General features: G+C 71.0%; 19 protein-coding genes. 6 read left to right on the forward strand and 13 right to left on the reverse strand.

All coding sequences use genetic code 11. From position 1 onward, the window contains the following. Positions 1 to 17 precede the first annotated feature (17 nt). From IEZ05_RS30950 to trhA, 3 genes are all read right to left on the reverse strand, one after another. A complete protein-coding gene (locus tag IEZ05_RS30950) occupies positions 18 to 1,529 on the reverse strand; it encodes a DEAD/DEAH box helicase (protein WP_189233603.1) in 1,512 nt (503 codons plus the stop codon). Positions 1,530 to 1,852: 323 nt separating this feature from the next. Continuing rightward, positions 1,853 to 2,056, reverse strand: a complete 204-nt coding sequence (locus tag IEZ05_RS30955) for a cold-shock protein (protein ID WP_189233604.1) — start codon at positions 2,054 to 2,056, stop codon at positions 1,853 to 1,855. A gap of 479 nt (positions 2,057 to 2,535) precedes the next feature. Then, a complete protein-coding gene (gene trhA / locus IEZ05_RS30960) occupies positions 2,536 to 3,321 on the reverse strand; it encodes a PAQR family membrane homeostasis protein TrhA (protein WP_373298878.1) in 786 nt (261 codons plus the stop codon). A gap of 1,288 nt (positions 3,322 to 4,609) precedes the next feature. Between trhA and IEZ05_RS30965 the strand changes: the two genes are divergently transcribed. Next, positions 4,610 to 5,251 (forward strand): carbonic anhydrase, encoded by a 642-nt coding sequence (locus IEZ05_RS30965; RefSeq protein ID WP_189233606.1) that lies wholly within the window; start codon positions 4,610 to 4,612, stop codon positions 5,249 to 5,251. Positions 5,252 to 5,295: 44 nt separating this feature from the next. On the opposite strand, the gene IEZ05_RS30970 is transcribed toward IEZ05_RS30965, so the two are convergent. Next, entirely contained in the window at positions 5,296 to 5,685 is a 390-nt protein-coding gene (locus IEZ05_RS30970) for a hypothetical protein (RefSeq protein ID WP_229869940.1), read from the reverse strand. Between the two features lie 74 nt (positions 5,686 to 5,759). Beyond that, positions 5,760 to 6,734: an L-threonylcarbamoyladenylate synthase gene (locus IEZ05_RS30975; protein ID WP_189233608.1), complete on the reverse strand. Its 975-nt coding sequence runs from the start codon at positions 6,732 to 6,734 to the stop codon at positions 5,760 to 5,762. Positions 6,735 to 7,549: 815 nt separating this feature from the next. On the opposite strand from IEZ05_RS30975, the gene IEZ05_RS30980 reads away from it, so the two are divergent. Together IEZ05_RS30980 and IEZ05_RS30985 are read left to right on the forward strand one after the other, a co-directional pair. Next, positions 7,550 to 8,416 carry a class I SAM-dependent methyltransferase gene (locus tag IEZ05_RS30980; protein ID WP_189233609.1) on the forward strand — a complete coding sequence of 289 codons (867 nt, stop codon included), beginning with the start codon at positions 7,550 to 7,552 and terminating at the stop codon, positions 8,414 to 8,416. After that, entirely contained in the window at positions 8,416 to 9,126 is a 711-nt protein-coding gene (locus tag IEZ05_RS30985) for a GNAT family N-acetyltransferase (RefSeq protein ID WP_189233610.1), read from the forward strand. The genes IEZ05_RS30980 and IEZ05_RS30985 overlap by 1 nt, the downstream gene beginning before the upstream one ends. Positions 9,127 to 9,572: 446 nt before the next feature. On the opposite strand, the gene IEZ05_RS30990 is transcribed toward IEZ05_RS30985, so the two are convergent. Continuing rightward, entirely contained in the window at positions 9,573 to 10,022 is a 450-nt protein-coding gene (locus IEZ05_RS30990; protein WP_189233611.1) for a spore-associated protein, read from the reverse strand. Positions 10,023 to 10,207: 185 nt separating this feature from the next. Then, positions 10,208 to 10,942 carry a class I SAM-dependent methyltransferase gene (locus IEZ05_RS30995; RefSeq protein ID WP_189233612.1) on the reverse strand — a complete coding sequence of 245 codons (735 nt, stop codon included), beginning with the start codon at positions 10,940 to 10,942 and terminating at the stop codon, positions 10,208 to 10,210. A 149-nt stretch (positions 10,943 to 11,091) separates the two neighbouring features. Here IEZ05_RS30995 and IEZ05_RS31000 point away from each other — a divergent pair, with 149 nt between their 5' ends. Continuing rightward, the gene (locus IEZ05_RS31000; RefSeq protein ID WP_189233613.1) at positions 11,092 to 12,993 is read left to right on the forward strand and encodes a CocE/NonD family hydrolase; all 1,902 of its coding nucleotides are present in this window, start codon (positions 11,092 to 11,094) and stop codon (positions 12,991 to 12,993) included. Positions 12,994 to 13,089: 96 nt separating this feature from the next. Here the strand turns inward: IEZ05_RS31000 and IEZ05_RS31005 are convergent, their stop codons facing one another. After that, positions 13,090 to 17,130 (reverse strand): endo-alpha-N-acetylgalactosaminidase family protein, encoded by a 4,041-nt coding sequence (locus IEZ05_RS31005; RefSeq protein ID WP_189233614.1) that lies wholly within the window; start codon positions 17,128 to 17,130, stop codon positions 13,090 to 13,092. A gap of 151 nt (positions 17,131 to 17,281) precedes the next feature. After that, on the reverse strand, positions 17,282 to 19,048 hold the full coding sequence (locus IEZ05_RS31010; RefSeq protein WP_189233640.1) for a glycoside hydrolase family 35 protein: 1,767 nt from the start codon (positions 19,046 to 19,048) through the stop codon (positions 17,282 to 17,284). Positions 19,049 to 19,289: 241 nt separating this feature from the next. Between IEZ05_RS31010 and IEZ05_RS31015 the strand changes: the two genes are divergently transcribed. Then, entirely contained in the window at positions 19,290 to 20,381 is a 1,092-nt protein-coding gene (locus IEZ05_RS31015) for a LacI family DNA-binding transcriptional regulator (protein ID WP_229869935.1), read from the forward strand. A gap of 58 nt (positions 20,382 to 20,439) precedes the next feature. Here IEZ05_RS31015 and IEZ05_RS31020 read toward each other — a convergent pair whose 3' ends face one another. Continuing rightward, positions 20,440 to 21,348 (reverse strand): NAD-dependent protein deacetylase, encoded by a 909-nt coding sequence (locus tag IEZ05_RS31020; protein WP_189233615.1) that lies wholly within the window; start codon positions 21,346 to 21,348, stop codon positions 20,440 to 20,442. Positions 21,349 to 21,405: 57 nt separating this feature from the next. On the opposite strand from IEZ05_RS31020, the gene IEZ05_RS31025 reads away from it, so the two are divergent. Further along, positions 21,406 to 21,795, forward strand: a complete 390-nt coding sequence (locus IEZ05_RS31025; protein ID WP_189233616.1) for a nuclear transport factor 2 family protein — start codon at positions 21,406 to 21,408, stop codon at positions 21,793 to 21,795. 41 nt (positions 21,796 to 21,836) lie between these two features. On the opposite strand, the gene IEZ05_RS31030 is transcribed toward IEZ05_RS31025, so the two are convergent. From IEZ05_RS31030 to IEZ05_RS31040, 3 genes are all read right to left on the reverse strand, one after another. Next, entirely contained in the window at positions 21,837 to 22,511 is a 675-nt protein-coding gene (locus IEZ05_RS31030) for a hypothetical protein (protein WP_189233617.1), read from the reverse strand. 101 nt (positions 22,512 to 22,612) lie between these two features. Then, positions 22,613 to 23,215 carry a hypothetical protein gene (locus IEZ05_RS31035; protein WP_189233618.1) on the reverse strand — a complete coding sequence of 201 codons (603 nt, stop codon included), beginning with the start codon at positions 23,213 to 23,215 and terminating at the stop codon, positions 22,613 to 22,615. Between the two features lie 62 nt (positions 23,216 to 23,277). Then, a complete protein-coding gene (locus IEZ05_RS31040) occupies positions 23,278 to 23,829 on the reverse strand; it encodes a mycothiol transferase (protein ID WP_189233619.1) in 552 nt (183 codons plus the stop codon). Positions 23,830 to 23,920: the final 91 nt, after the last annotated feature.

Below are 23,920 nucleotides of genomic sequence, written 5' to 3' on the forward strand. Positions count from 1 at the left end.
ACCTGAACACGAAGTCCTTACGCCGCGGCGTCGAACGAGGACTGCCGGGTCCTGCGCCGGGCGGCCGAGGCGGGGCTGCGCCGGCCGCGTGAGGACGACGTGCCGCGCTGACGCCGCTCGGCGACCGGCGCGGTGATCGTCACGGGGATGCCGGAGGGCGTCCGGGCGCCGGTGATCCGGCCGAGGGCCTCTTCGCCGGCACGGACCTGGGTGGTCTGGGGCGTGATGCCGGCGGCGGTCATGAGACGGGTCATGTCGCGGCGCTGGTTGGGGGTGACCAGGGTGACGACACTGCCGGACTCGCCGGCGCGCGCGGTGCGGCCGCCGCGGTGCAGGTAGTCCTTGTGGTCGGTCGGCGGGTCGACGTTCACGACGAGGTCGAGGTTGTCGACGTGGATGCCGCGGGCGGCGACGTTCGTGGCCACGAGCACGGTGACGTGCCCGGTCTTGAACTGGGTCAGGGTCCGGGTGCGCTGCGGCTGTGACTTGCCGCCGTGCAGGGCGGCGGCCCGCACCCCGCTGTTCAGCAGGTCCTGCGTCAACCGGTCGACGGCGTGCTTGGTGTCCAGGAACATGATCACCCGGCCTTCGCGCGCCGCGATCTGCGTCGTCGTCCAGTGCTTGTCCGCGCCGTGGACGTGCAGCACGTGGTGCTCCATCGTACTGACCGCACCCGCGGACGGGTCGACGGAGTGAACGACCGGGTCGGTGAGATATCGGCGGACCAGGCGGTCGACGTTGCGGTCGAGGGTGGCGGAGAACAGCATCCGCTGGCCCTCGGGGCGGACCTGGTCCAGGAGCGCGGTGACCTGGGGCATGAAACCCATGTCGGCCATCTGGTCCGCCTCGTCGAGGACGGTGATCGCGACCTGGTTCAGCCTGCAGTCACCGCGGTCGATGAGGTCCTTGAGCCGGCCCGGCGTCGCGACGACGACCTCGGCTCCACTGCGCAGCGCCTTGGCCTGCCTGCCGATCGACATTCCTCCGACGACCGTGGCGAGACGGAGCTGCACCGAGCGGGCGTAGGGGGTGAGCGCGTCGGTCACCTGCTGGGCGAGCTCACGCGTCGGCACCAGGACCAGGGCCAGCGGCTGGCGGGGCTCGGCGCGCTGTCCGGCGGTGCGGGCCAGCAAGGCCAGGCCGAAAGCGAGGGTCTTGCCGGAGCCGGTGCGCCCGCGTCCCAGGGCGTCGCGGCCCGCGAGGGTGTTGGGCAGGGTCGCGCCCTGGATCGGGAACGGGACGCTCACGCCTTGCGCGGTCAGCGCGGCCAGCAGCTGCTTGGGCATGTCGAGGTCGGCGAACGCCTCGACCGCGGGGAGTGCGGCAGTGATCGTCTTCGGCAGCGCGAACTCGCCCTGGACCACTGCGGGCCGCCGGCCGTAGCCGCCCGAACGGCTCTGACCCCCTGAACGGCTCGGGGCGGACGATCCGAAACGGCCGTCCCGCCTCGAACCGGCGCCGGCGCCGAAAGCGGGGCCGTCGCCACGGCTGCGACGGGAAGAACGGTCATTGATACGTGCGGAGTTCATGGAGAACCTTCCTTGATACGGCACGTATCAAGGAATTCCCGCAGCGAAGACAGCGCGGGGAATCGCAAGAACGGACCGAATGGAATGAGAAAAAGAATGAGGAGTGCAGTAGGGCTGACGCGGATTGCATCGACGGCATTTCTGAGCCATAGGGGCGTGAAATCCCGGACGCCTACCGGTTGCGCCTTGGGCGAGGCGTGCATCCCTGGACGTAACCACGGACGTTCTTCTCGTCCCGCAGGTCGCACCACCGCGGCAAATGTCCGCAGCTGGGGCCCGCACCCCGAGGGATGCGGGCCCCAGCTACGAAGTGCGCGTCAGCGTCAGGCGGGGACGATGTTCTCGGCCGTCGGGCCCTTCTGGCCCGCCGCGATGTCGAAGGTGACCTTCTGGCCTTCGAGCAGCTCGCGGAAGCCCTGGGCGGCGATGTTCGAGAAGTGGGCGAACACGTCGGCACCCCCACCGTCCTGCTCGATGAAGCCGAAACCCTTGGCTGCGTTGAACCACTTCACAGTGCCTGACGCCATGTCATATCTCCTCTTGGGCAGGTAAGCCGGGACCCGCGATGCACGGATACCGGGTCGCCGCGATGATGCCCCGTCCGGAAAACGACCGGCCATACGAAAACGCCGCCAGCGACTGAAGATGCCGACGAAGGCGCTTGAAGTTTTTGGGAACCACAACTGCAACTGAGGTCGACAGTAGCATGAGATGGCGGGTCGAGTTCCGTAAACGGCTCCGTCCTGCTGATTGCAGTGAAAACGCTCTCCGTGCGACGCGTCAAACCCTCCCCTCGCGACCACAGATATCGGCCGACCCGAAGCGCAGCGTTTCAGGAACGGAGGCCGCCGTTGAGCGCTCGAAAGAGCGCGTATTTGCGGTGGAGATTTCCTGCCCGACGTGCACCCCGGTGGCCCGTGCACCGGTCTCGCCGCGCCTCCGGGCCGCCGGTGAGGCGAGCGGACGGGCAGGCCCACAGGCCGGCAGGCGTGCGGTGGTGTGGGGGTCAGCGGGTCGCCAGGAAAATGGCGATGTAGTGCGCGGCGAAGGCTGCCACAGTCAACGCGTGGAACACCTCGTGGAAGCCGAACCAGCGGGGGGAGGGGTCGGGCCGTTGGAGGGCGTAGACGACCGCGCCCGCGCTGTAGAGAAGGCCGCCGGCCACGATCAAGGTGAGGACGGCCACCCCGCCGGTGTGCAGGAAGCCGGGCAGGTAGCGCACCGGCGCCCAGCCCAGGGCCAGGTAGCACGGGGTGTACAGCCAGCGCGGGGCCCCGATCCACAGGACCCGGAATGCGATGCCGGCCAACGCCCCCGTCCACACGATCCACAGCAGCACGGATCGCTGGTCCGTCGGGAGGAGGAGTACGGCAAGGGGGGTGCAGGTGCCAGCGATGATCAGGAATATGTTGGCGTGGTCGAGGCGTCGCAGAAGAGCCTCGCCGACCGGCCCCCAGGTGCCGCGGTGGTAGATGGCACTGGTGGCGAACAGCAGCCAGGCGGTGACCGAGTACACGGCGCAGGCCAAGGCCGCCTGCGGGGTAGGAGCCAGGCAGATGAGCACGACACCTGCGACCAGCGCCGCGGGGACCATCCCGGCATGGAGCCAGCCGCGCAGCCTCGGCTTGATCGGTTCCACCAAATCGGCCGCCCGCTCCACCAGAGCGGCAATCGTGTGGGCGTTCTCTCCCGCGCCGTCACTTCGTGGTCCGCGGGGCAGACCGGCTTCGCGCTGCTCTCCACGCTCTGAAACAACGTGCGCACGCTCGACCTCAGCGGTGTCACGCGACAAGGCTTCCCATCCTCCCCCGGACTCCCGGGCGCCCCTGGCAAACATGTGCTCATGCTAGGAGATCTCACAGGACAGCCCTTCGAGAGGCTGGTCCGAAAACCAGACGCTCCCTCAGTCGGGCGTGGGCTCCCCCACGGCGGACATACGCGGTGCGGCTCCCAGGTTCCGCCAATTGGGCCGCCCTGACGCTTCGGTGGCCCGGCGGTGTTCGGCGTCGATGGGCTGGGCTTGATAGTGGCGGTGTCCGCCCGCGGAGCGCAGCGGGGTGGTGAGGCGCGCTTCGCCGACGGCGCGGAAAAAGCCCTGCGTGGTGCCGAGCATCTCGGCGGCCCGGCGTCTGCTGTCGTCGCACCTCGTGTGGAACCCGTGGAGGGGCCCTGGCGCCGTACCGGCACCAGGGCCCCGAAGGAACTGCTACACCATCTGCCGGCCCCAGTAATGCGCCGGCCTTCTGTTTCCGCGTGCCCGGCCTGAACGCTGCCGGGGGCGCGGGGATCGCGGATGCGTGACCGGAGACCACCTCACTATCGATGTCCTGCGGTACCCGGACCCCTTGCTCGTCCGGGCGATCCTGATGGCGCTCGGTCCCTCCGTTCTTCCCTCTGATCCAGCACTTGCCGAACCGGTACTGCTGGTGGCCTGCAACAGCGCCACTCCCGGTACGCGCGCCCGCAGCCAGACGCCTTTACCGGGGTACCACGCGAAAACCACACTGCGGGTACTGCGGTCCTGCTCATGGCGGCCCCTGATCACTGCGGGCCACCCGGTCCGGCCGTCAGTCCCGTCGCCGTCCTGCAACAACCCTGGCTTCGGAACTCCACCGCCGCACCGTCTGCGTACTGCTGCCCGGCAGTTCATCCCTGCCGGGCCCTTCTTGATCTCGGCTACGAGAGAAACCATAGCCATCCCATCTCCCAATGTCTACTCCAGCCGATACAGATTTTTGTGGGCCTGGCTGCGAGGTAGTCGCCCACGGACGGAGCAGCGAACAAACAGACACCGGCGCAGACGACCCCGACGCAGACGTGACCGGCCGCTAGATGTGACCGCTCGTCTCATCCCAGACGACGTCGTGGCGGCGCTCCTGGCGCAGGCCCGCAATGGCGGTGACGAGTGATCCGGGCGGTCCGCCCTCGTTCGGCTGACGGCGCGGGCAGCGCCTGGCTCGTTGTGCGGATGAGACGAACGCGGGGTCCTGTGAGGGCATGGTCGTCAGCGTGGCCCGATCCGGCAGCCTCTGGCAGGACCTGGCGGTGCGACGGCTGGTGCCCGCTCATAGGCTGCCGCCATGACAGAGATCCAGAATCCGACTCCCCGTGACGCCTTCGACCTGCTCATGGCCGGTAACCAGCGCTTCGTCTCAGGCACCCCTGAGCACCCGAACCAGGACGCCGCACGCCGCACCGAGATCGCGCCGTCCCAGCAGCCGTTCGCCGTGCTGTTCGGGTGTTCCGACTCCCGGCTGGCCGCCGAAATCATCTTCGACCGCGGCCTGGGCGACCTGTTCGTGGTACGCACCGCTGGCCACGTCGCGGGCCCGGAGGTGCTGGGCAGCATCGAGTTCGGCGTGGAGGTGCTGGGCTGCCCGCTGGTGGTGATTCTCGGGCACGACTCGTGCGGCGCGGTCGGCGCGGCGTGCGCCGCGCTGGAGGACGGCGTGACGCCGGCCGGGTACGTCCGGGACGTTGTCGAGCGGGTGACCCCCAGCGTGCTGGCCGCCCGGGCCGCCGGACGGGTTGAGCCCGAGGAGATCCTCGCCGAGCACATCAGGCACACCGCCGACCTGCTGCTGGACCGCTCCCGGGTCCTCGCCGACAAGGTCGCCGCCGGCCGGACCGCCGTGGTGGGCCTGCGCTACCGCCTGGCCGACGGCAGTGCCCACCTCGTCGCCGCTCACGGCCTCGACGCGGCTGTGCTCCCGGCCTCTTGACCGCCGCGGCGCGGCCCCTCACCATGATCTGCCGCGATCGGCCGTCAGGAGACGGGAGGTACAGCGCGGGTCAGGGGCTCCAGGTCTCCGTACAGGGCGGCATGGAGTGCAGCCGCGAGTTCGCGGGCGCGGTCTTCGCTCCGCACGCCGTGCATCATGAAGTAGATCGGTCCTGCGTAGGCGTCAAGGTCGACCTCACGGTTGTCGACCAGGCAGGTGATCGCGGCCCGGACCGCATCGTTCGCGGCATCGTCGACAGCATGACCGGAGCCGGCAGTGAGCGTGTCCGCCTTCACGGTCCACCGCTGCCGTCTTTCGGATTCGATGGCGACGAACACAGCCTGCTGCGCCATGGCCATCCGGTACACGTCGTGGAACGCGTCGGTGCCGGTGGCATCCGGAATGAGGTGGGCGGGGCAAGGAACGGGCAGCATCTGCACGAGGGCATTGTGCACAGAGGAGCAGATCAATCGCCTCCGGTGACGCAGTGTTCCACCGTCGGTGCTGGTCACGCGGTGGGCCGGGGCCCCGCGGCGCGGCGCAGCCGGTTGGCGATGGCCAGTCCCAGCCCCTCCTCCACCGGCAAGGAGGCGACGATGAGATCGCACCCCCGCTGGTCGAGTCCGCGCAGGAACCCGTACAGATCGCGCGCGTAGTCAGCCAGGGACGCTGGGACATCCACCACGGCGTGCGCCTTCACCGGGGTGTCGGCGAGGGACGGGGGAAGGAGGACGCCGACGTGATGCCCCTGCTCCTGCGCGCGCCGCGCCTCGTCGACGACCTTCTCCGGCTCGGTCAGGACGACCCGCGCAGACGGCGCGTAGTGCGACGGATGCTGGCCTGGCACCCGGACGTGGCTGGTCGCCGGGACCGCGAGCGGGCATCCCAGCACCGCTTCGAGGTCCTCGCGCGTCACCCCGCCGGGCCGCAGGATGGTCGGGACCTCGCCGGTGGCGTCGACGATGGTCGACTCGACACCGACCTTGCAGGGGCCGCCGTCCAGTACGAAATCGACGGCGTCGCCGAGCTCGGCACGGACGTCGTCCGCGGTCGTGGGGCTCACCGAGCCGAAGCGGTTGGCGGACGGGGCCGTGACACCGCCACCGAAGGCCGACAGCAGCGCAAGTGCGACGGGGTGGTCGGGTACGCGCACGGCCACCGTCTCCAAGCCACCGGTCGCCTCCAGAGGCACCCGGCGCCCACGCCCCAGGACCAGCGTGAGGGGCCCCGGCCAGAAGCGTTCGGCCAGCAGGCGGGCCGTCGCGGGTACCTCCTGGACCCAGTCGCCCAGGTGCTCCGCGCCGCTGATGTGGACGATCAGAGGGTGCGAGGGCGGGCGCCCCTTGACCTGGAAGATACGCGAGACGGCGGCGGGGTCCTCAGCGTTTGCGCCCAGTCCGTAGACAGTCTCGGTCGGGAGAGCCACCAGGCCCCCGGCGCGCAGCACACCAGCCGCCTTCTCGATGTCACTGGTTCTTGCCATCACGCTCGCAATCCTAGGTGCGTCAAGGACCCCGGAACTTCACCAGGCCCCAACTGGAAGCGTTCTTCGCCCCCGCCGACGAGGAGGTCTTACGTGTCCGCGGCAAGGCCGCAAGGGCTGGTTGCCGGCCGGTCCGCTTGTTCGGTGACCGGGCGGGTGGCTGTCTTGTCGTGGTAACCGAGGGCCTTCGCGATGAAGGGGCCGGGGCCTGGACGCAGGAGGAACGTGGAGCAGATACGCCCCCGGTGACCACACACGGTGATTGCGCCTGACATCGGTTCGCTGATCTACACGCTCCCGAGATCAGTCGGAAACTCCTGGTCCAGAAGCTGTAGCACCTCCTGCTGCCGCCCTCGCCCTCGTGCAGCCCCTGCTGCCTGGGCTTCATGGCTCCGCCGGATCGCTCGTCATCTCCGGCATCGTCCCAGCCTGGCTCACGGAAAACCAGCCTGAACCAGCTACTCGCCGTGACCGAGGTCGTGGATGCCAAGCGAACACATACGCCGACCGGACCGGCGATCTCGTGCCGCGGTCGACAACCGACGCAGTCCACGTAGATCCCGGGGCGCTTGCGGGTGCGCTGTACCTGACCGAGGCCGTCATCACTCTCCGGCTTCTCACCGAGACGCGCGGGCCGCCACCTGCCCGAAGGTCACCTGGCGATCTCGGACAAGGGCGCTGCCGCGTCTTGGCGTTCGTACCTGCAACCTTCCATCCGTTCGGGTGGTTTGGCTTTCGTCATCTCCCGAGTCCCCGTGCCCGGCCCACAGACGGTGCGGCATGTTGAGGCGGTGGATTACTTGGGGCAGGAACCGATGACCGATGCGGTGGGTGAGACGGCGCTGTGGACGCTGTACCACCGCTCCCTGGCAGCCCGTGATCCTGAGTGCGGCCTGACCGACCCCAAGGCCATCGAACTGGTCGAGGCTTTGGACTACCCGTTCGCGCAGCGTTTCGGCACGGACAACCGCGGATGGGCCCGGGGCATGGCGGTGCGGGCGCGGTGTTACGACCGTGAGGTGCGCGCCTTCCTGGCCCGGCATCCGCGCGGCACGGTGGTCTGCCTGGGCGAGGGACTGGAGACGCAGTTCTGGCGAGTGGACAACGGCATGGTGCAGTGGCTGGGGGTCGAACTCGCGGAGTCGGCCGCACCGCGTCGCCGCTTGCTCCCCGACACTGACCGGTGCCGGACTTTGACCGGTTGCCTCCTGGACGAGCGGTGGACGGGAGAGGTCGACGCCTCGGAGGGTGTCCTCGTCCTGGCACAGGGTGTGCTGATGTATCTGGCCTGGGACCGTGTGAGGGCCCTGGTGGAGGCGTGCGCAGTGCGTTTGCCGCGGGCGCAGTTGGTGTTCGACACTCCACCGGCATGGTTCGCCGCAGGCACCGCCCGCGGCTGGTTCCGCTATCCGGCCGGGTACCGGCCACCCCCGATGTCGTGGGGGATGACACCCGCGCGGCTGCGTGAACTACGGGCATGCCCGGGGGTGGCCGCAACGTTGCCGGTGCGCGCGCCCCGTGGAGCGGGCCTGTGGTGGGGCCGGATGGCCCCTGTCGTCGACCGTGTGCCCGGGCTGCGCTCGTACGGGCCCCTGTCCGTGACCCGCCTGCTCTTCGCACCCGTCCCCCAGCCTGGCCGGCCCGCCGCCGCCCAGCCCTCCCATACCCGCGAGGAGCCCTGATGACCACCCTTCCCGACCAAGCCGAGTACACCTGCGTGAACACGCCCCTATCCGAGGCGCCGACCCCGCCACCGACGTCCGTCCCGAGTACTCCTCTCGTGCCGGTGGAGGGAACCGTCCTGCGCCTGCGGGAGTTGGAACACGCTGACGCCGACGCCGTTCTGGACATCTTCGGCGACCCCCGCACCACCCGCTGCTACGGCTCCCAGCCATTGACCGCCGCCGACGCACGTGCCGTGATCGACCACGCCTGCACGCAAGCCCGGCAGGCCCCCCGTACCTTCTACCGACTGGGCGTCGTCCTCCGTGACACCGACGAACTCATCGGCACCGCCAAGCTCTCCCTCACCCCACCCTCCACCGACCAATTCGTCGCGTGCAACCACCGCGCCGCCGAGTTCGGCATCGCCCTGAGCCCCGACCACACCAACACCGGCCTCGGTGCGGAGGTCGGCTCGCTCCTCGCTGTCCTGGCCTTCGACCGCCTCGCCCTGCACCGCTTGTGGTGCCTCCTGATGCCCACCAACACCGCGGCGATCCGCGCCCTGGACAAAAGCGGTGTATTCATCAAAGAAGCGCGACTTCGGCACTTCGCGCACGTCGATGGTGTCTGGCACGACATGCTCCAGTACTCCATCCTGGAGGACGACTGGAAAGCCTTGCGCCAGAACAGGCCGATCCGCGCGACGTGCAGCCCCACCACGACCTGATGGCGGTCGTGCTGGTACCCCGGGCCCGTGGTGTATCTGGGCGTGTCAGGGTCGGCGGCGGAACCAGCCGCGGCTCCTGCCCGCCTCAACGTCTCCGATGTCGATCTGACCGGCAGCGTGACCAGCTCCGAGCCCAGCACGCTCGCCGTCGCCGACCTCGACGCGACCGGCCAGGCGGCCTACACCTTCTACGCCGACGGAGCCACCGACTGGCAGTGGACCGCGAGCGAACTCGCCGCAACACGGAGGGACGACGCGGTCTGCCTCCACACCGAGTCCCTCGCGCTGATCCGCCGGCCCGGGGCAGCCGAGGGTGGACAGCCACGGCCACGGCGGTCTCGCCCTGATCGTCGTCCGGGCGGCTCCCGGGCACACGAGCCGCGACCCGACGCCGCCCCGGCGGGGGTGCCCACGCGCGCACTCCGCCGGGACGAGTCGGAACCGGATCAGCGGGTCGTGGTGACCCGGTGCTCCTTCAGGGCCGCGCAGTTGGAGCCGGTCACCTGCACGGACACACTGCCGATGCTGCCGCCCCAGTCGACGCAGTGGCCCTTGCCGTAGGCGTACACCGGGCCCGCGTACGACGTGTACGTCCCGTAGTCCCCGTCACCCTGGTCGGTGTCGGGGACGTACAGGTATGCGGACATGTCCACGGCCGTGCCCACGGTGTTGCGGATGGTCACGACGCAGTTCTTGCCGTTGGAGGAGTTGTAGGTCAGGTAGACGGTCCCCCTGGAGCCGATGGGCGCGGAGTTGACGGTCTTGTAGCCGCTGCCGCAGACGGTCCCCGGGGTGACGCTCGCCGCGGCGGAGGCGGGCGCGGCCAGGGCGGTGGTGCCCCCGACGGACACCGCCACCAGTGCGGCAGCGGCCAGCTTGGCGCGAGTTGAGATCATTTTTCCCCCTTGTGTGGTCTTGGAGCTGGTTGGTGCTCCTGCCTGGTGTGACCCGTCACGTACCGGAATGGTTGTGCCGCCGTGGCGAGCGAACGGGGTCAACCGGCGTACGCGGGGCGCACACTGACGCTCCGTCCGCCGGGGTGCGGGGCGCGACCGCCTCGCCCACGGCGGCCCCGGCGTCCTCAGACTTCCTGGGGGCGACGTGCGACGAAGACGAACTCCCGGCCCGGACGGTCGGGAGCCTCACGCACGTCGTCGACCACGTACCCCTGTGCGATCAGGTCCGCCTCGACCTCCTCGCGCTCCCGGAAACGCAACGTCGACTCCGACGTCAGTACCTGCCCGTCCACGGCGAAGACATAGGTCCAGCGGAACGTCACCAACGGCAGGCTCACGTCGGTCACCTCGACCCAGCTCTCGACCGCGCCGAGGTCCGGAACGTCCGTCACGCGGCAGGACCGCTCACGGTTCCACTCCTCCCAGGCGCGGCGGGCCGGAACCCGCGTCTCGAACATCAAGTGCCCGCCCGGCCGCAGGGATCGGTACGTTCTCCGCAGCGTCTCCTGCCATGTCCGCGGGGCCACGATGGCCTGCGCCACGTTCGCCGTCATGGTCGCCAGATCGACCCGCAGGGGCGGGAGCGCCGAGGCGTCCCCGTGGATCCACCGCACCCGTTCACCGCCGGGCTTGCCCCGGGCCACGTCGAGGGACGCCCCGGCGGGGTCGACCCCGACGACCTCGATGCCGCGGTCGGCGAGCAGGAGGGCGAACACCCCTGTCCCGCAGCCGATGTCCAGCACCCGGCGTGCGCCGAGCTCCTCGGCCATGCGGACGTACGCGTCGAGATCACCGCGATCGGGGTCGAGCGGGTCATGGATCGCGGCGAGCCGTGGATGCCCGAAGCACTCGTGAGCCATGGGGCCGACGGTATGCGGCACAGAATCCGAAGCGCCACTCAGTTCCGCCGCCGCACAGGGAAGTTGCACGCCCCATCGACGCGCGGCGGGTATCGCTGCTAAACCTGCACCACCTGCACCACTTGCACCCACCGTTCAAGGAGGAGCATGTGAGAGCCCGTAGCGCGGCCACCCGGACCGCCTCGGCACTTGTCGCCGCCCTGGCGCTGACCGCCGGCCTGGCGGGCCCCGCCGTCGCGGCGCCCGGGGCGGAGGCCGAACCGGCCGCCGCACCCCGGCCCGTGACGGGGGCGGCGGCCACCGCGACCGACCCCGTCACCCATGAGGAGAACGACCGCGTCCCCGAGGGCTCGGTCTGGACGCAGCACTACTTCCCGTCCTCGGACGGCTCCGGCACCCAACTGCACGCCGACGTCCTGCTGCCGGAGAAACTGGCCAGGAAGAAGAATGCGAAGGTGCCGGTCATCCTGTCGATCGGCCCGTACTTCGCCCACTCCGGGCAGACCGGCCCGGAGGGCTGGACCCACACCGGCCCCTCGTCCCGCTTCCAGGACTTCATCGAGGGCACCGACCTGTTCGACCAGGGCTACGCATTCGTCATGGTGGACCTGCGCGGCTTCGGCGGCTCCACCGGCTGCCTCGACTGGGGCGGCCCCGGCGAACAGGCCGACGTGAGGGCCGCGGTCGACTGGGCCGCGAAGCAGCCGTGGTCCACCGGCGCCGTGGGCATGTACGGAAAGTCGTACGACGCCGTCACCGGCCTCATCGGCAACAACCTGGACCAGCGCGCCCTCAAGGCCGTCGTCGCCCAGGAACCCCTGTGGGACATGTACCAGTACATCTACTCCAACGGCGTCCCCCGCCCGAACGTGACCGGCACCGCCGGGGCGTACAACTCCATCGCCACGATGCCTCCGATGGCGGACGACGACCCGCGCTACCAGGCCAACGCCCGGTACGAGGAGACCCACCCGGAGTGCCTGACGGAGAACTCGGCCGGATACCGGATATCCGACCAGCGGGACCCGTACTGGACCTCCCGCGACCTGGCGAAGATGGCCAGGGGCAGTGACACCCCGCTCTTCGTCACCCAGGGCTTCATCGAGAACAACACCAAGCCCGAGGAGATGGAGGAGTACCTCGACAACCACCGGGGCCCCGAGCGCGGCTGGCTCGGCCAGTGGGACCACGTGCGCGGCGGCGACCGCGTCGGCGACGGACGCCTGGCCATGGGCCGCGAAGGCTGGTACGACGAGACCCTGTCCTTCTACGACCAGTACCTCAAGGGCATCAGGCCGGCCGTCCGCTACCCGAACTACGCCGTCGAGGACTCCACCGGCGCCTGGCGCGCCCAGCGCACCTGGCCCGTCACGGAACGGTTCGTCACCCTTCCGCTCGGTGGCGGCTCGTACGTGGACGACGGCGGCGCCTCCGCCCGCGCGGCACTGACCGCCTCGGGCGAACCGGCGCCGCAGCCGTCCGCGCAGCCGGCCGGCAAATGGGACATGGAGAACGCGCCCGCGACCGAGCAGGCCCCGCCGCGCGGGCTGGCGAGGGAAGTGGCGAAGCGTCAGCAGGCCGGTGCGGTCACGTCCAGCTTCTTCGTGTGGTCGAAGCCGCTGAAGCAGGCCGTCCGTGTCACCGGCACCCCGCAGGTCTCGCTGACGGCGAGGGGCGAGGGCAACGTCATGCTCAAGCTGTACGACGTCGCCCCGGACGGCACCGCCGTCATGTTCGACGAACAGGTCTCCCTGGTGGACTCGGGCCGGCTGACCGTCGACCTGAAGGCGACCGACTGGACCCTCGCGGCAGGACACGTCCTGGCCGTGGAGATCGGTTCCGTCCAGACCGGCTCGTGGCGTGACACCCCGTCGGGCGAGACCATCCAGGTCAAGGGCGCGAAGCTCAGGCTGGCCCTGGACGACCCGGCCGACGACGTCGCCACCGCCGGAGACCGCTCGCCGTTCCTGGACACGTATCTGCGCCAGTACACGGTGAACCTGCCGGCCGGTCCGGCGACGTTCACGGTGGTTCCGGGCGGCCGCCTCTGACCCTCCGGCCGGCCCCGGCAGCAGGACGGCCGGGGCCGGCCCCCACCCGGGGCCGGCCCCGTGGCCCCCGGCGGACCACGCCGGGGGCCGGCCGGTTCAGCCCTGGTCGGCGGGCCGCTCGCCCGGCGGATGGCCCGTCGGCAGGTCCACCGGCGTGCCGTACACCCGCATCTCCGCGGCTGCCGCGAACGGCTGCCCGTTGAGGGCGTTCAGGGCCGTGAACCGTACGTGCGAGGCCCGGACCCGGTCGAAGGAGACGCGCTGCGTCTGCGGCACGTCCTTCAGCGTGCCCTTCGCCACCGTCCTCCAGTTCGTGCCGTCCTCCGACACGGCGACCTCGTAGCCGCCGACGCGGCCGTTCTGACCACCGCTCTGCCGGTTCAGATAGCCGAAGCCGTCCACGTCGGCCGCGCCGCCGAGCTTCAGCGTCACCCAGTGCGGGTAGGGCGCGGGCGTGCCGGTGTAGTCGGTGTGCCAGATGGTGCCCGGGTCACCGTCGAGGACGTTGGACACGGGTCCCTCGCCGTCGCCGGAGGAGCCGTTCTCGGAGTCGGCGGTGGCGGTCATCGAGCCGGGGGAGAGCAGCGGCTCGGTGGTCACCGCGGCCCGGGCGTCCGCCGAGACGGTCTTGGTGGCCCCGGCGTGGGCGTAGGTGGCGGTCGCCCGCCAGGTGGCGGTGGTGCCGGCCGCGCCGGCGGGCGGCGTCAGCAGCCAGGTGGTGCTCACGCTCGCGCCCGGCTTCACGGTCCCGACGAGGTTGCCGTCCTTCTTCTCGACCTCCGCCTTCCAGCCCTCCGGCAGCCCGCGCAGCGCCGTCCCGACGTTCACGGCGTCGGTGGACTCGTTGTTGGTGAAGGTGGTGACGAACTCGCCCGGCACCCCGGGGCTCAGCTCGGTACCGGCCGGCACGCTCACGTTCGCGCAGGCGGCCCCGGCCTCGGCCTCGCCCAGGTCGGTCACGGTGACGTCGTCGACGACCAGGTCCGTGCCCCGGGCGCCGCCGAGCTTGCGCAGCCCGACCCAGGTGTCCCCGCAGCCCGCGACGATCTCGCGGGAGTACGTCGTCGTGTCCAGGGCGGGCTCCAGGACGTCACGGGTGATGTCCCGGGAGGTCGTCCTCCCGTCCGCGACGCGGTCCGCGCCGGTCACCCAGGCCCACTGTCCCTCGATGTTGGTCTGGTACGAGAACGACACCCGGTACTTGTGTCCCTCCTCGAACGGCACGGTCGCGGGCGTGGTGCGGTACACCAGCCCCGTGTTCTCCGCGTGGGACTTGAGCGAGTGCCGCCCGGCGAGCACGTCGTCGACCGCCTTGCCCTTCAACGTGCCCGTGTCGTACGGGGAGTAGGTGTTCTTCCACGCCTTCTGGCTGTACGGCTCGTGCAGGTCGCTGACGCTCGTGCGGGGGTCGGTGACACCACCGGCGTCGCCCTTCACGAACGGGCCCCAGCCCGGCTGGTTGCCCTCGAAGTCGTCGTGGGCGACGACCGTGCCGTCCCCGGCGCGGGGGAGCGGCGAGGTGGTGTCGGCCATGACGCGCACGTCGTCCAGCACGACCGCCGCTCCGCCGGCACCGGCGCTGAGCTCCACGGTGACCTTGCCGCCCCGCGGTGCCGTGAACGCGACGGCGGCCCGCTGGGAGTAGGTGTCGCGCTTCTCGTCGGAGGCCATCCAGTTGCGTGCCGGGGTGATGTCGAAGGTGTTCACCGCCGAGTCGCCGGCACCGCGCACCCGGAGCGTGGTGTCCCGGCGTTCACCGGGGGCGATCTCGACGTCGGCGCTGAGCGTGTACCGCCTGCCCGGCACCAGACCGGAGACCCGCTGGGAGAGGCCGGAGGCACCGCTGCCGAGGCGGACGACGTTGTCGCCGTTGCCGGCCCGCGTGATCGCGGCGTCGCCCCGCGGGTTCCAGGCGTCCAGGTTCCCGCCGTTGAACCCGGGGTCGGTCAGCCCGGTGAACTCGCCGTACGCCGCGTCCTGGTGCGGTGCCTTGCCACCGTTCGGCACCAGGACGTAGGGCTGCCCCTTCTCCCCGGTCAGCGTCACCTTCCCGTCCTCGGCCTTCACCCGGGCCTTCTTCACCCGGCCCTGGTCGGTGAGGGCGTACAGGGTGAAGTTCCTGTTCCTGGCGAACTGGTCGGTCAGCTCGAAGGTGTGGGTGCCGCCGGACGCGCTGAAGAAGTACATCTTGTCGGCGTCGCCCGGCGAGGACGTGCCGTTGTCCGCCCGGGAGTCGCCCCACGGCAGCAGGTAGGTGTCGCCTTCGAGCACGACCGCGTCACCCATGGAGATCCGGCGCCGGCCGTCCACGGACTGGACGCGCACGCCGTCGGTGAGCGTCGCCGACCTGCCGCGGTCCCAGTCCATCACCCGGAAGTGCTGGAGGAACTTGGTGGGCAGGTTGTCGGTCCAGATGTTGCGGTAGAAGGCGTTCCAGTCGTCGTGGCCGGTCCAGCCCTCGAACTCGACGACGCTGGCGCCGCCGAGCAGCGGGTCGACGTTCCACACGTCACGGTCGGAGTTGGCGATGAACCGGACGATGTCGGAGTTGATGCCCTTGTTGGTCGCGCCGCCGTAGTTCTTGTCGGCGGCCCAGTGCGACCACACCGACGAGCCCTCGAACTTGTACGACCACTCGGTGGCCACCTCGAAGCCCATCTTGCGCAGCCCGGCGGCCAGTCCGTCGGCCAGCCAGCCGCTGGAGTAGTAGGCGTCGATGTAGACCGTCCTGATCTGCGGGGCCTCCTTGCGCAGCTGCGCGAAGCGGTCGAGGACGGCGCCGGTGCCGAGGTCCTTGCGCTGGTCGATGTGGTAGGCCTGGTTGAGCCAGTCCCACCCGTTCGGCTGCCCCGCGACCAGCCCTTGGCTGAAGGTCTTCGCCTGCGCGTACGCCTCGGTGGCGTTGACGTGCACGGCGAAGTCCGCGTTGTAGCCGGCGCCGGTCCCGGTGAGCCGGTTGAGGTCCTTCAGCCCGCCCGCGCGCACGTTCTCGTTGCCGCCGTAGTCGGGGTGCGCCGAGTCGTGGCCCTCGCTCGCGTAGCCCTTCTCCAGCACCCACTGCCCGAGGTTGTCGGTGGCCATGGAGATGCGCTTGGTGTTGTCCAGCGTCTTGAGGAACGGATTGGTGGCCTGGCTCGCGAAGTTGAACGGGATGCGCTGCACCACCCGCTCGGGCACCCGGTCCGCGCCCAGCGGGCGCCGCATGTGCTCCCGGTGCGCGATCGCGCCGTCCTGCCAGTCGACCGTGCCGTCGCCGTTGGCGTCGGCGGCGAGGACCACGGTCGCCCGGGGCAGCTCGTAGGTGTCGACCCGCGGGTCGGTTGCGCCCTGCGGGTGGTGGGTGTAGGTGCCGACGGACAGCTCCGCCCGGCGCCTGCCCTCGCCGGCGTCGACGATGCGGGACTGCAGGCGGGTGTTCCAGTTGCTGTTGTCGTTCTGCGGCGAGTCCTCGGTGGCGTTGGTGACGATGCCCGCGGACAGCTGCGCGGTGCCGACGAACGCGTACGGGGTGCCGACGGGCTCCTTGTCGGGGGCGGTGCCGTCGGTGATCGGGACGAACCGGTCGGCGGTCGTCGTCGAGTCCGTGGAGATCTTCGTCCGGGCGAGGTTGGCGCCCGGTGCGGAGGAGTCGACGGAGACGAGGGACTGGCCGGGGATCGCGAGGGTCCGCACGGTGGAGGCGGCCTCGCCGGAGATCTGCTCCACGGCGAAGACGACCGTGGTGTCCTCGGTCACCGTGATGGTCGAGGTGATGGTGAGGCCGGGCAGGTCCGCGAAGGTGGAGGTGTAGGTGGCCTTGCTCGCCTCCGCCTTCATGGTGGTCGTGGCCCGGTGCGGGGTGCCGTTCACGGTGAAGGTGTCGAGGACGGACGCCTGTCCGTCGAGGGTGCGTGTGCCCAGCCGGTAGGAGATGACCTGCGGGAACTCCTCGGCCACCGTGACGGTCAGCCCGCCCCGGCTCAGCTGCACCGGCGTGGCCGCCGCCGGCGCGGGGGCGGACAGGGCTCGGGGCAGCGCCGCGCCGGCGGGCACGGCCGCGGTCGACAGCATGCCCAGACACAGGCCCAGGGCCGCGGCCACGGCGCCGGGACGCGGGCCGCGTCTGCGCCCGGGCGGGCGGGGCGACGGGGACGTCATGGTTTCCACCTGGTACTTCCTCCTCGGATCGGGTGAGGGACGGGAGACGGCGGTGAGATCGTGACGGCGGCCGCGAAGGAACGACGGCCGGGGACGAGGACAGACGGTGGATCGCCGGGCGCGGGGGCGGGCGGGAGCCGCCCGGGGAGGGTCAGAAGGTCTCGACGTACTCCTCGGCGGGCCCCAGCTCGGGCCCCTCGCACAGCTCCAACCGGTCACCGAGGCGCTCCAGCTCCAGCACGGTGACGGTGTTCTCGCCCGGCACGAGCAGCGGTGCGGGCACGTAGAGCGTCCGCTGGGGACCGATCTCCCAGTAGCGGCCGAGCAGGGTGCCGTTGACCCACACGAAGCCCTTGCCGAAGCCGGGGAACGCCAGGAAGGCGTCGGCGGGCTCGGGGACCGTGAACCGAGCCGTGGCGAACCCCGTGGAGCCGTCCGGGCCGGCGGCCGACACGGCGCGCGCGAGGTCCTCCGGCGTCCACGTGTCGAGCGGCAGCCGGTGCATGGTCCAGCCGTGCACGAGCCGTCGGCCGACCGAGACACCGCCGAGGATGCCCTTGTGCCCGCCGAGCAGCGGGCCGTAGTTGACGCGTCCCTGGTTCTCCACCAGCAGCTCCAGCAGCACCGGTTCGCCCTGGCCGAGGACCTCCAGGGAGGCGTTCTCGTCGTCGAGGACGCCGAGCGGCACGCCGTCCAGGAAGACCTGGGCGCGGTCGTGGAGCCCGGAGACCGTGAGGGTGTGGCCCCCGCGCGGCAGGAGCGGTTCGGCGCGGTAGAGGACGAGACCGGACGCCTGCTCCAGTTCCTCGAAGCTCAGCGGATGCGGGGAGGTCACCGGCTCGGACGCGGCGCGCAGCGCCCCCAGCAGCGGGGCCTCGGCGCGCACGGGGACCGTACGGGCGGCCAGCAGCGTCGGCTCGGGCGGCAGCGGGCGTGCGGGAACCCCGCTGACGGCGAGCAGCCGCTCGCGGAACGCGTGGAACTTCGGCGTCGTCGCACCGTGTTCGGCGATCGGCGCGTCGGAGTCGTAGCTGGTCACCGTCGGCTGCAGCGCGCCGCCGTCGTGATTGGCACCGGCCCACAGACCGAAGTTGGTGCCGCCGTGCGCCATGTACAGGCTGACCGAACCGTCGGCGTCCAGGATGTCGTCGAGCGTGCGTGTCGCGCTCTCCACGGACCGGACGTGGTGCTTCTCGCCCCAGTGGTCGAACCAGCCGTTCCAGAACTCCGCGCACACGAACGGCTCGTCGCGGCGGCGCGCACGCAACAGGGCGGCTGCCTCGCGGGCGTGGGAGCCGAACGTCGCGGCCGCCAGATGGCCCGGCAGGCCGCCACCGTCCTGCATCAGCTCGGTGGGGCCGTCCGCCGTGTAGAGCAGTTCCGTGACGCCGCGCTCCACGAGCGCGTCCCGCACCCAGCGGACGTAGCCCCGGTCGTCGCCGTAACTGCCGTACTCGTTCTCGATCTGGACGGCGACCACCGGCCCGCCCCGCCCCGCCTGCAACGCCGCGAGGCGCGGGATCAGCTCGTCGAACCAGCGGCCGACCTCCGCCAGGTAGGGCGGGTGGGAGGAGCGCAGCCGCATGCCCGGCCGCCCGGTCAGCCAGACGGGCAGCCCGCCGTTGTCCCACTCGGCGCAGATGTACGGGCCCGGCCGCACGATCACGTCCAGCCCGGTCTCCTGGGCGGTCCGCACGAAGCGCTCGACGTCGTGTCCGCCGGTGAAGCGGTACCGCCCCGGCCGTGGCTCGTGGAAGTTCCACGGGACGTAGGTGTCCACGGTGTTGAGCCCCATGGCAGCGACCCGCTCCAGCCGGTCCGCCCACTGGGCGGGGTGGACGCGGAAGTAGTGCAGCGACCCGGCGAGCACGCGGTGCGGGCGGCCGGCCCGCAGGAGCGTTCCCCGCGGATGGGTCAGGACGGGCCCGGGCGCGGACGAGGAATCCCCGGACGGCGTACCGCCCGCCCGGCCGTGAGTCGTCCGGCCCTCGGCAGGACCCGATGTTATCGATGACACACTGCTCTCCCTCTCGGCCTCGGCAGGCACGCTGGCGGGAACTATGGCAGACGTTGTTATCGATGCCAATAGGGCTGGTGTGGCTAGACTGCGCTCCGACAGCGGTACCTGCGACGACGCGGCCTTCCTGGAGAAGCGGACGATGGCATCGGAAACACCGGAAGCCGGTGAGGCACTCACGCCCAGACGTGCGGCGGGCGACGGCGCCGCACGGCAGCCCGGCATGACCGATGTGGCCCGGCTCGCCGGTGTGTCCGCGCAGACGGTGTCCCGGACGCTGGCCGGGCATCCCAACGTCAAGGCGAAGACCCGCGCCAAAGTGCTCGCCGCCGTCGAGCAGCTCGGCTACCGCAAGAACAACGCGGCCCGGATGCTGTCCTCGGGGCGCAGCCGGACGATCGGCGTCGTGACCCTGCAGACCAACTTCTACTCGCGCACGAACCTGACGTTCGGCATCGAGACGGCGGCGCGGGAGGCCGGCTACGCGGTCAGTACCGCGACGACCGCGTCCCTGGACACGGCCGCGATCGAGGAAGCGCTGTCCCGTCTGGCGGAACAGGGCGTCGAGGGGGTCATCCTCTCCGTGCCGCTGGTCCACGTCAGCCCGCGGATCGAGCAGCTCACCGGCGCGGTGCCGACCGTCACCGTCGACGGCTCACGGACCCCGGCGACCGAGGTCGTCGCCGTCGACCAGACCCTCGCGGCCCGGCTGGCGACCCGGCACCTGATCGAGCTCGGGCACCGCAGCGTGTGGCACGTGGCCGGGCCGAAGGAGTGGCTCGACGCCGCCAGCCGCTGCGCCGGCTGGCGCGACACCCTGGAGGCCGCGGGCCTGACCGCGCCACCGGTGCTGGAGGGCGACTGGACACCCGAGTCCGGTTACCGCAACGGGCTGATCCTCGGCAAGATCCCCGACGTCACCGCCGTGTTCGTGGCGAGCGACGAGATGGCCTTCGGCGTGATCCGGGCCCTGCACGAACTCGGCAGGAGGGTCCCCGAGGACATCTCCGTCGTCGGCGTGGACGACATCGCGCTGGCCGAGTACTGCTCACCGTCGCTGACCACGGTCGCCCAGCCGTTCACGGAGATGGGCGCGCTGGCGGTCGCCCACCTGCTGCGGCACATCACGGACCCGGACGCCGCACCCGAACCGGCGTCCGTCGAACCGGCGCTGATCGTCCGGGCCAGCACGGGCCCACCGCCCGGCGGCCGGGCTGCCGGGACCCTGGCGTAACGGGCACCGGGGCACACGACGGGTGGCCGGCCCGGCGTAGCACCCGAGTCCGCGGGCGCTACTTCTCGTCGTCCGCCCCCGGGCCGTCGACGGGGACGTCCAGACGGCCGGCCACGGTGGTGAGGGCCGGGCCCAGCGGGAGTGCGACCCGGGTGAGGGCGTGCCGGTCGCCCCGGGTCGGGTCCCGGTTGACGATCAGCACCGGCTTCCCGGCCTGAGCCGCCTGGCGGACGAAGCGGAGCCCGGACATCACCGTCAGTGAGGAGCCCAGGACCAGCAGCGAGGTCGCCTCGCGGACCAGCCGGCGGCAGTGCTCGACGCGCTGCGGCGGAACGGCTTCGCCGAAGAAGACCACGTCCGGTTTGAGGATGCCGCCGCAGGCCGTGCAGGGCACCACCCGGAAGTCCCCGACCTGCTCGTCGGTGAGGTCCGCGTCACCGTCCGGGTTGATACCGGCGGCCACCGGCTCGAAGCCCGCGTTGGCCTCCTCCAGCCGCCGGGCGAGCTCGCGGCGCGGGGTGAGGGCGCCGCAGGAGAGGCAGACGACCCGGCCCAGGCTTCCGTGGAGTTCCACGACGCCCTCGCTGCCGGCGGCCTGGTGCAGGCCGTCGACGTTCTGCGTGATCACCCCGGACAGCAGCCCGTGCCGCCCGAACGCGGCCACGGCCCGGTGACCGGCGTTCGGGAGCGCGCGGCCGAAGGTGCGCCAGCCGAGGTGGCTGCGCGCCCAGTACCGGCGCCGGGCCCGGGCGGAGCCGGTGAAGTCCTGGTAGGTCATCGGGGTGTGCCGGCTCAGGCTCCCGCCCTCGCCCCGGTAGTCCGGGATGCCCGACTCCGTGGAGATGCCCGCCCCACTGAGCACCAGCACGCCGCCGGCGCTCAGCGCGTCGACGACCGGCTCCGGGTCCACGGTGCCCGGCGGCAGGTCCTCGGTGGGGGTCCAGCTCAGGGTGGGGCGCATACGCATGCCGCCAGGGTACGGAAAGCGCTGCGCCCGGCGTGGCCGTGGCCGTAGGGTTCCCGCATGGCGCAGGAGAGTGCGGGGGCGGTGCGGGCGGCGATCGAGGGGGAGCTGCGGCTGCTCGATCCCGAGGTGCGCGCCTGCCCGGTCCGGGTCCTGGAGCTGCTGGATCCGGAGTTCACCGAGATCGGCGCTTCGGGGCGCCGGTGGGACGCGGAGTCGATCCTCACGGTGACGAGCGATGGCTCGGTGTCCCCTGAGTCTGCGGTCGAGGTCGGCGAGATGTCCGGCGTGGTGCTCGCACCGGGCGTCGTCCATCTGACGTACGTCGCCGACCACCAGGGCCGCCGGGCATGGCGCAGCTCGCTCTGGCGGCTGACGGAGTCGGGCTGGCGGATGTATTTCCACCAGGGCACGCCGACCGGAACGGATCCCGGCGCTCGCGTCACCTGAGCGTTGTCTCGTTCGGTGTCGGCGCGTTCCCCGGCACAGCATCAGCCGGGGCTGGGGTCGAGGGACGTTGCCCCGCTCGCGTGACCCATGGGGTATTGCTCCTTGATCAACTCTCTCAGTTGATCCCTGACGGTCGCCAGTGCGGCCGTGGTTGCCGCTGTCTCGGCTTTCAGGGAGTGGAGACGGTCCGGGCTCACTTCGGCGTTGGCCAGGGCGTGGTCGACGAAGGCGCGGTATTTGCCGACCCATTGTGTTCGCCCCTCGACCGCGCTGTCGAAGTCCTCCAGCAATTCAGCGCAGTAGACGGACATCAGACTGCGCAGTGAGCGCCGAGCTGCTTGCCTGCGCTTGTCGGCGCTCCAGCGCTGCGTCAGGGGAGCCGCAGGATGCATGATCGAATTGATCTCTCGATGCGCGATCTCGACGTAGCTGCGTCCGAGCTTGAGGGTGAACACGGTGTAGGGACGGCCGGCCCCGTTGCCGACACTGGCCCCCATTTTCACCTCCCGCCGGGTCTGCGCGTTCGTCCCGAGCTGCTGGAGTGCCTGGTTGGTTCGCTTGGCGGCCTCACACCAGGCGTTGATGACCTCGTGGAGCTCCAGCAGTGACTCGTGCAGGTTCGGCCACGATGGTGATCCGACGGCACGCTCCGAGACCCCTCGGAGGATGCTCCCTGCCGCCCGTGTCAAGACCGTGACTTCGGGGCCGATCGGCATGAGTCCACCTCGATTCTTCAGGCCGATGGGTGGGTCAGCCTAGATCGGACCACCACGCTCGGTTGCCCGGTTGAGGGAGATTTGCGCTTTCTCCTCAAGTCTCAGTACGCGCCGCCCCGGAACAGCAGGCTGTTGTGGTGGCGGGGGCGGTCGCCGCGTTCGTGGGCCGCGTCGGAGCGGTCGGCGGGGGCCGAGCGCCCGGCGAGGTCCCGGAGGGCCGCCAGGCCGGCCAGCACCGTGTCACGGTGACGCGCGGACTTCATCCAGACCGGCAGCCGGGCGAACATCGACAGTGTCGGGGAGGCGTGACGCTCCCGCAGCCGTGCGTTCACGTAGGCGGCGAGGGCGTCGACGTGTTCCTCGTCGTACGCCCACAGGATCCGTCCCGCACAGCGGGTCTGCAGCCACAGCGGCCGCCGGAAGAAGGGGTCCTCGGTGCCGCCGGGAACCACGCCGACCAGAGCCCTGCCCCGCTGCTCGGCGGTCCAGTCGGCGACCGCGCCGCAGCCGGTGCAGCTGAGACGGCGGGGCTGGAAGAGGAGGGAGCTGACGTACCTCGTTTCCGCGAGACCGGGCACGGGCGCGACGAGGGCGCGGCCACCGCACCCCGGACAGACCACGAGCACCCGACTGGTGAACCGGACGAGCCACGTGCCGTGGTCGTGGTGGCGGACCGGTGCGGAGTGGACGGACGCGGAACCCATGGCCGACACCCTGCCAGGTCCGGTCCGCCCCGGGCGACCTCATTACGGCGGACCCGGCGCGGTCACACCCCGGTCGCGCCGTCGATCCGTTCGCGGATCAGGTCGGCGTGTCCGTTGTGACGGGCGTACTCCTCGATCATGTGGATCAGCACCCAGCGCAGGGAGACCGTGCCCCGCCAGGAGTCGTGGCCCTCGACGTCCAGATGCGCCGCCTCGGCGACGAACGCTTCCGCGAAGGCGACTTCCTCGCTCCAGGCCGCCCAGGACGCCGCGACGACCTCGGGGTCCGGACCGGCGCCGTCGAAGTCGCCCTCGGGGGTGTCCGTGGAGGAGAAGCGCAGCTCGACGTCCTGCCCGGCGAGCACGGCCCGGAACCAGCGGCGTTCCACGTCGGCGAGGTGTCTCACGAGGCCGAGCAGGGAGAGCGAGGACGGAGACACGGGCCGCAGCGCCAACTCCGGCCCCAGCCCGGCGCACTTCAGCTTCAGGGTGGCGCGCTGGGCGTCCAGCACGGCCACGAGCATCCTCCGCTCGTCACCGGTCGCGGGTCCGCTGAAGCGGCGCTCGCTGCCGGCGCCGGTGAACAGTTCGATCCGTCGGTCGGGAATCTTCATGGCCACATCATGGGCGCCGGACGAACGTCCCCGGAACCGGCTGGGACCGCGGCCGAGGAGACCGTGCGGGCGGGAACTTCCCTGCCCCTTC

Origin of the sequence: Streptomyces flaveolus, assembly GCF_014648815.1 — a bacterium.
GTDB classification, from domain to species: domain Bacteria; phylum Actinomycetota; class Actinomycetes; order Streptomycetales; family Streptomycetaceae; genus Streptomyces; species Streptomyces flaveolus.

Bases quoted from the DNA above. Each gene is read 5' to 3' on its own strand.
- IEZ05_RS30985 (WP_189233610.1), top strand. From the start codon at position 8,416: ATGACCACCCTTCCCGACCAAGCCGAGTACACCTGCGTGAACACGCCC.
- IEZ05_RS31015 (WP_229869935.1), top strand. From the start codon at position 19,290: ATGGCATCGGAAACACCGGAAGCCGGTGAGGCACTCACGCCCAGACGT.
- IEZ05_RS30990 (WP_189233611.1), bottom strand. From the start codon at position 10,022: ATGATCTCAACTCGCGCCAAGCTGGCCGCTGCCGCACTGGTGGCGGTG.
- IEZ05_RS30965 (WP_189233606.1), top strand. From the start codon at position 4,610: ATGACAGAGATCCAGAATCCGACTCCCCGTGACGCCTTCGACCTGCTC.
- IEZ05_RS30995 (WP_189233612.1), bottom strand. From the start codon at position 10,942: ATGGCTCACGAGTGCTTCGGGCATCCACGGCTCGCCGCGATCCATGAC.
- IEZ05_RS31035 (WP_189233618.1), bottom strand. From the start codon at position 23,215: ATGGGTTCCGCGTCCGTCCACTCCGCACCGGTCCGCCACCACGACCAC.
- IEZ05_RS30975 (WP_189233608.1), bottom strand. From the start codon at position 6,734: ATGGCAAGAACCAGTGACATCGAGAAGGCGGCTGGTGTGCTGCGCGCC.
- IEZ05_RS31020 (WP_189233615.1), bottom strand. From the start codon at position 21,348: ATGCGTATGCGCCCCACCCTGAGCTGGACCCCCACCGAGGACCTGCCG.
- IEZ05_RS30950 (WP_189233603.1), bottom strand. From the start codon at position 1,529: ATGAACTCCGCACGTATCAATGACCGTTCTTCCCGTCGCAGCCGTGGC.
- IEZ05_RS30980 (WP_189233609.1), top strand. From the start codon at position 7,550: ATGACCGATGCGGTGGGTGAGACGGCGCTGTGGACGCTGTACCACCGC.
- IEZ05_RS31030 (WP_189233617.1), bottom strand. From the start codon at position 22,511: ATGCCGATCGGCCCCGAAGTCACGGTCTTGACACGGGCGGCAGGGAGC.
- IEZ05_RS31025 (WP_189233616.1), top strand. From the start codon at position 21,406: ATGGCGCAGGAGAGTGCGGGGGCGGTGCGGGCGGCGATCGAGGGGGAG.
- IEZ05_RS31040 (WP_189233619.1), bottom strand. From the start codon at position 23,829: ATGAAGATTCCCGACCGACGGATCGAACTGTTCACCGGCGCCGGCAGC.
- IEZ05_RS30955 (WP_189233604.1), bottom strand. From the start codon at position 2,056: ATGGCGTCAGGCACTGTGAAGTGGTTCAACGCAGCCAAGGGTTTCGGC.
- IEZ05_RS31005 (WP_189233614.1), bottom strand. From the start codon at position 17,130: ATGACGTCCCCGTCGCCCCGCCCGCCCGGGCGCAGACGCGGCCCGCGT.
- IEZ05_RS30970 (WP_229869940.1), bottom strand. From the start codon at position 5,685: ATGCTGCCCGTTCCTTGCCCCGCCCACCTCATTCCGGATGCCACCGGC.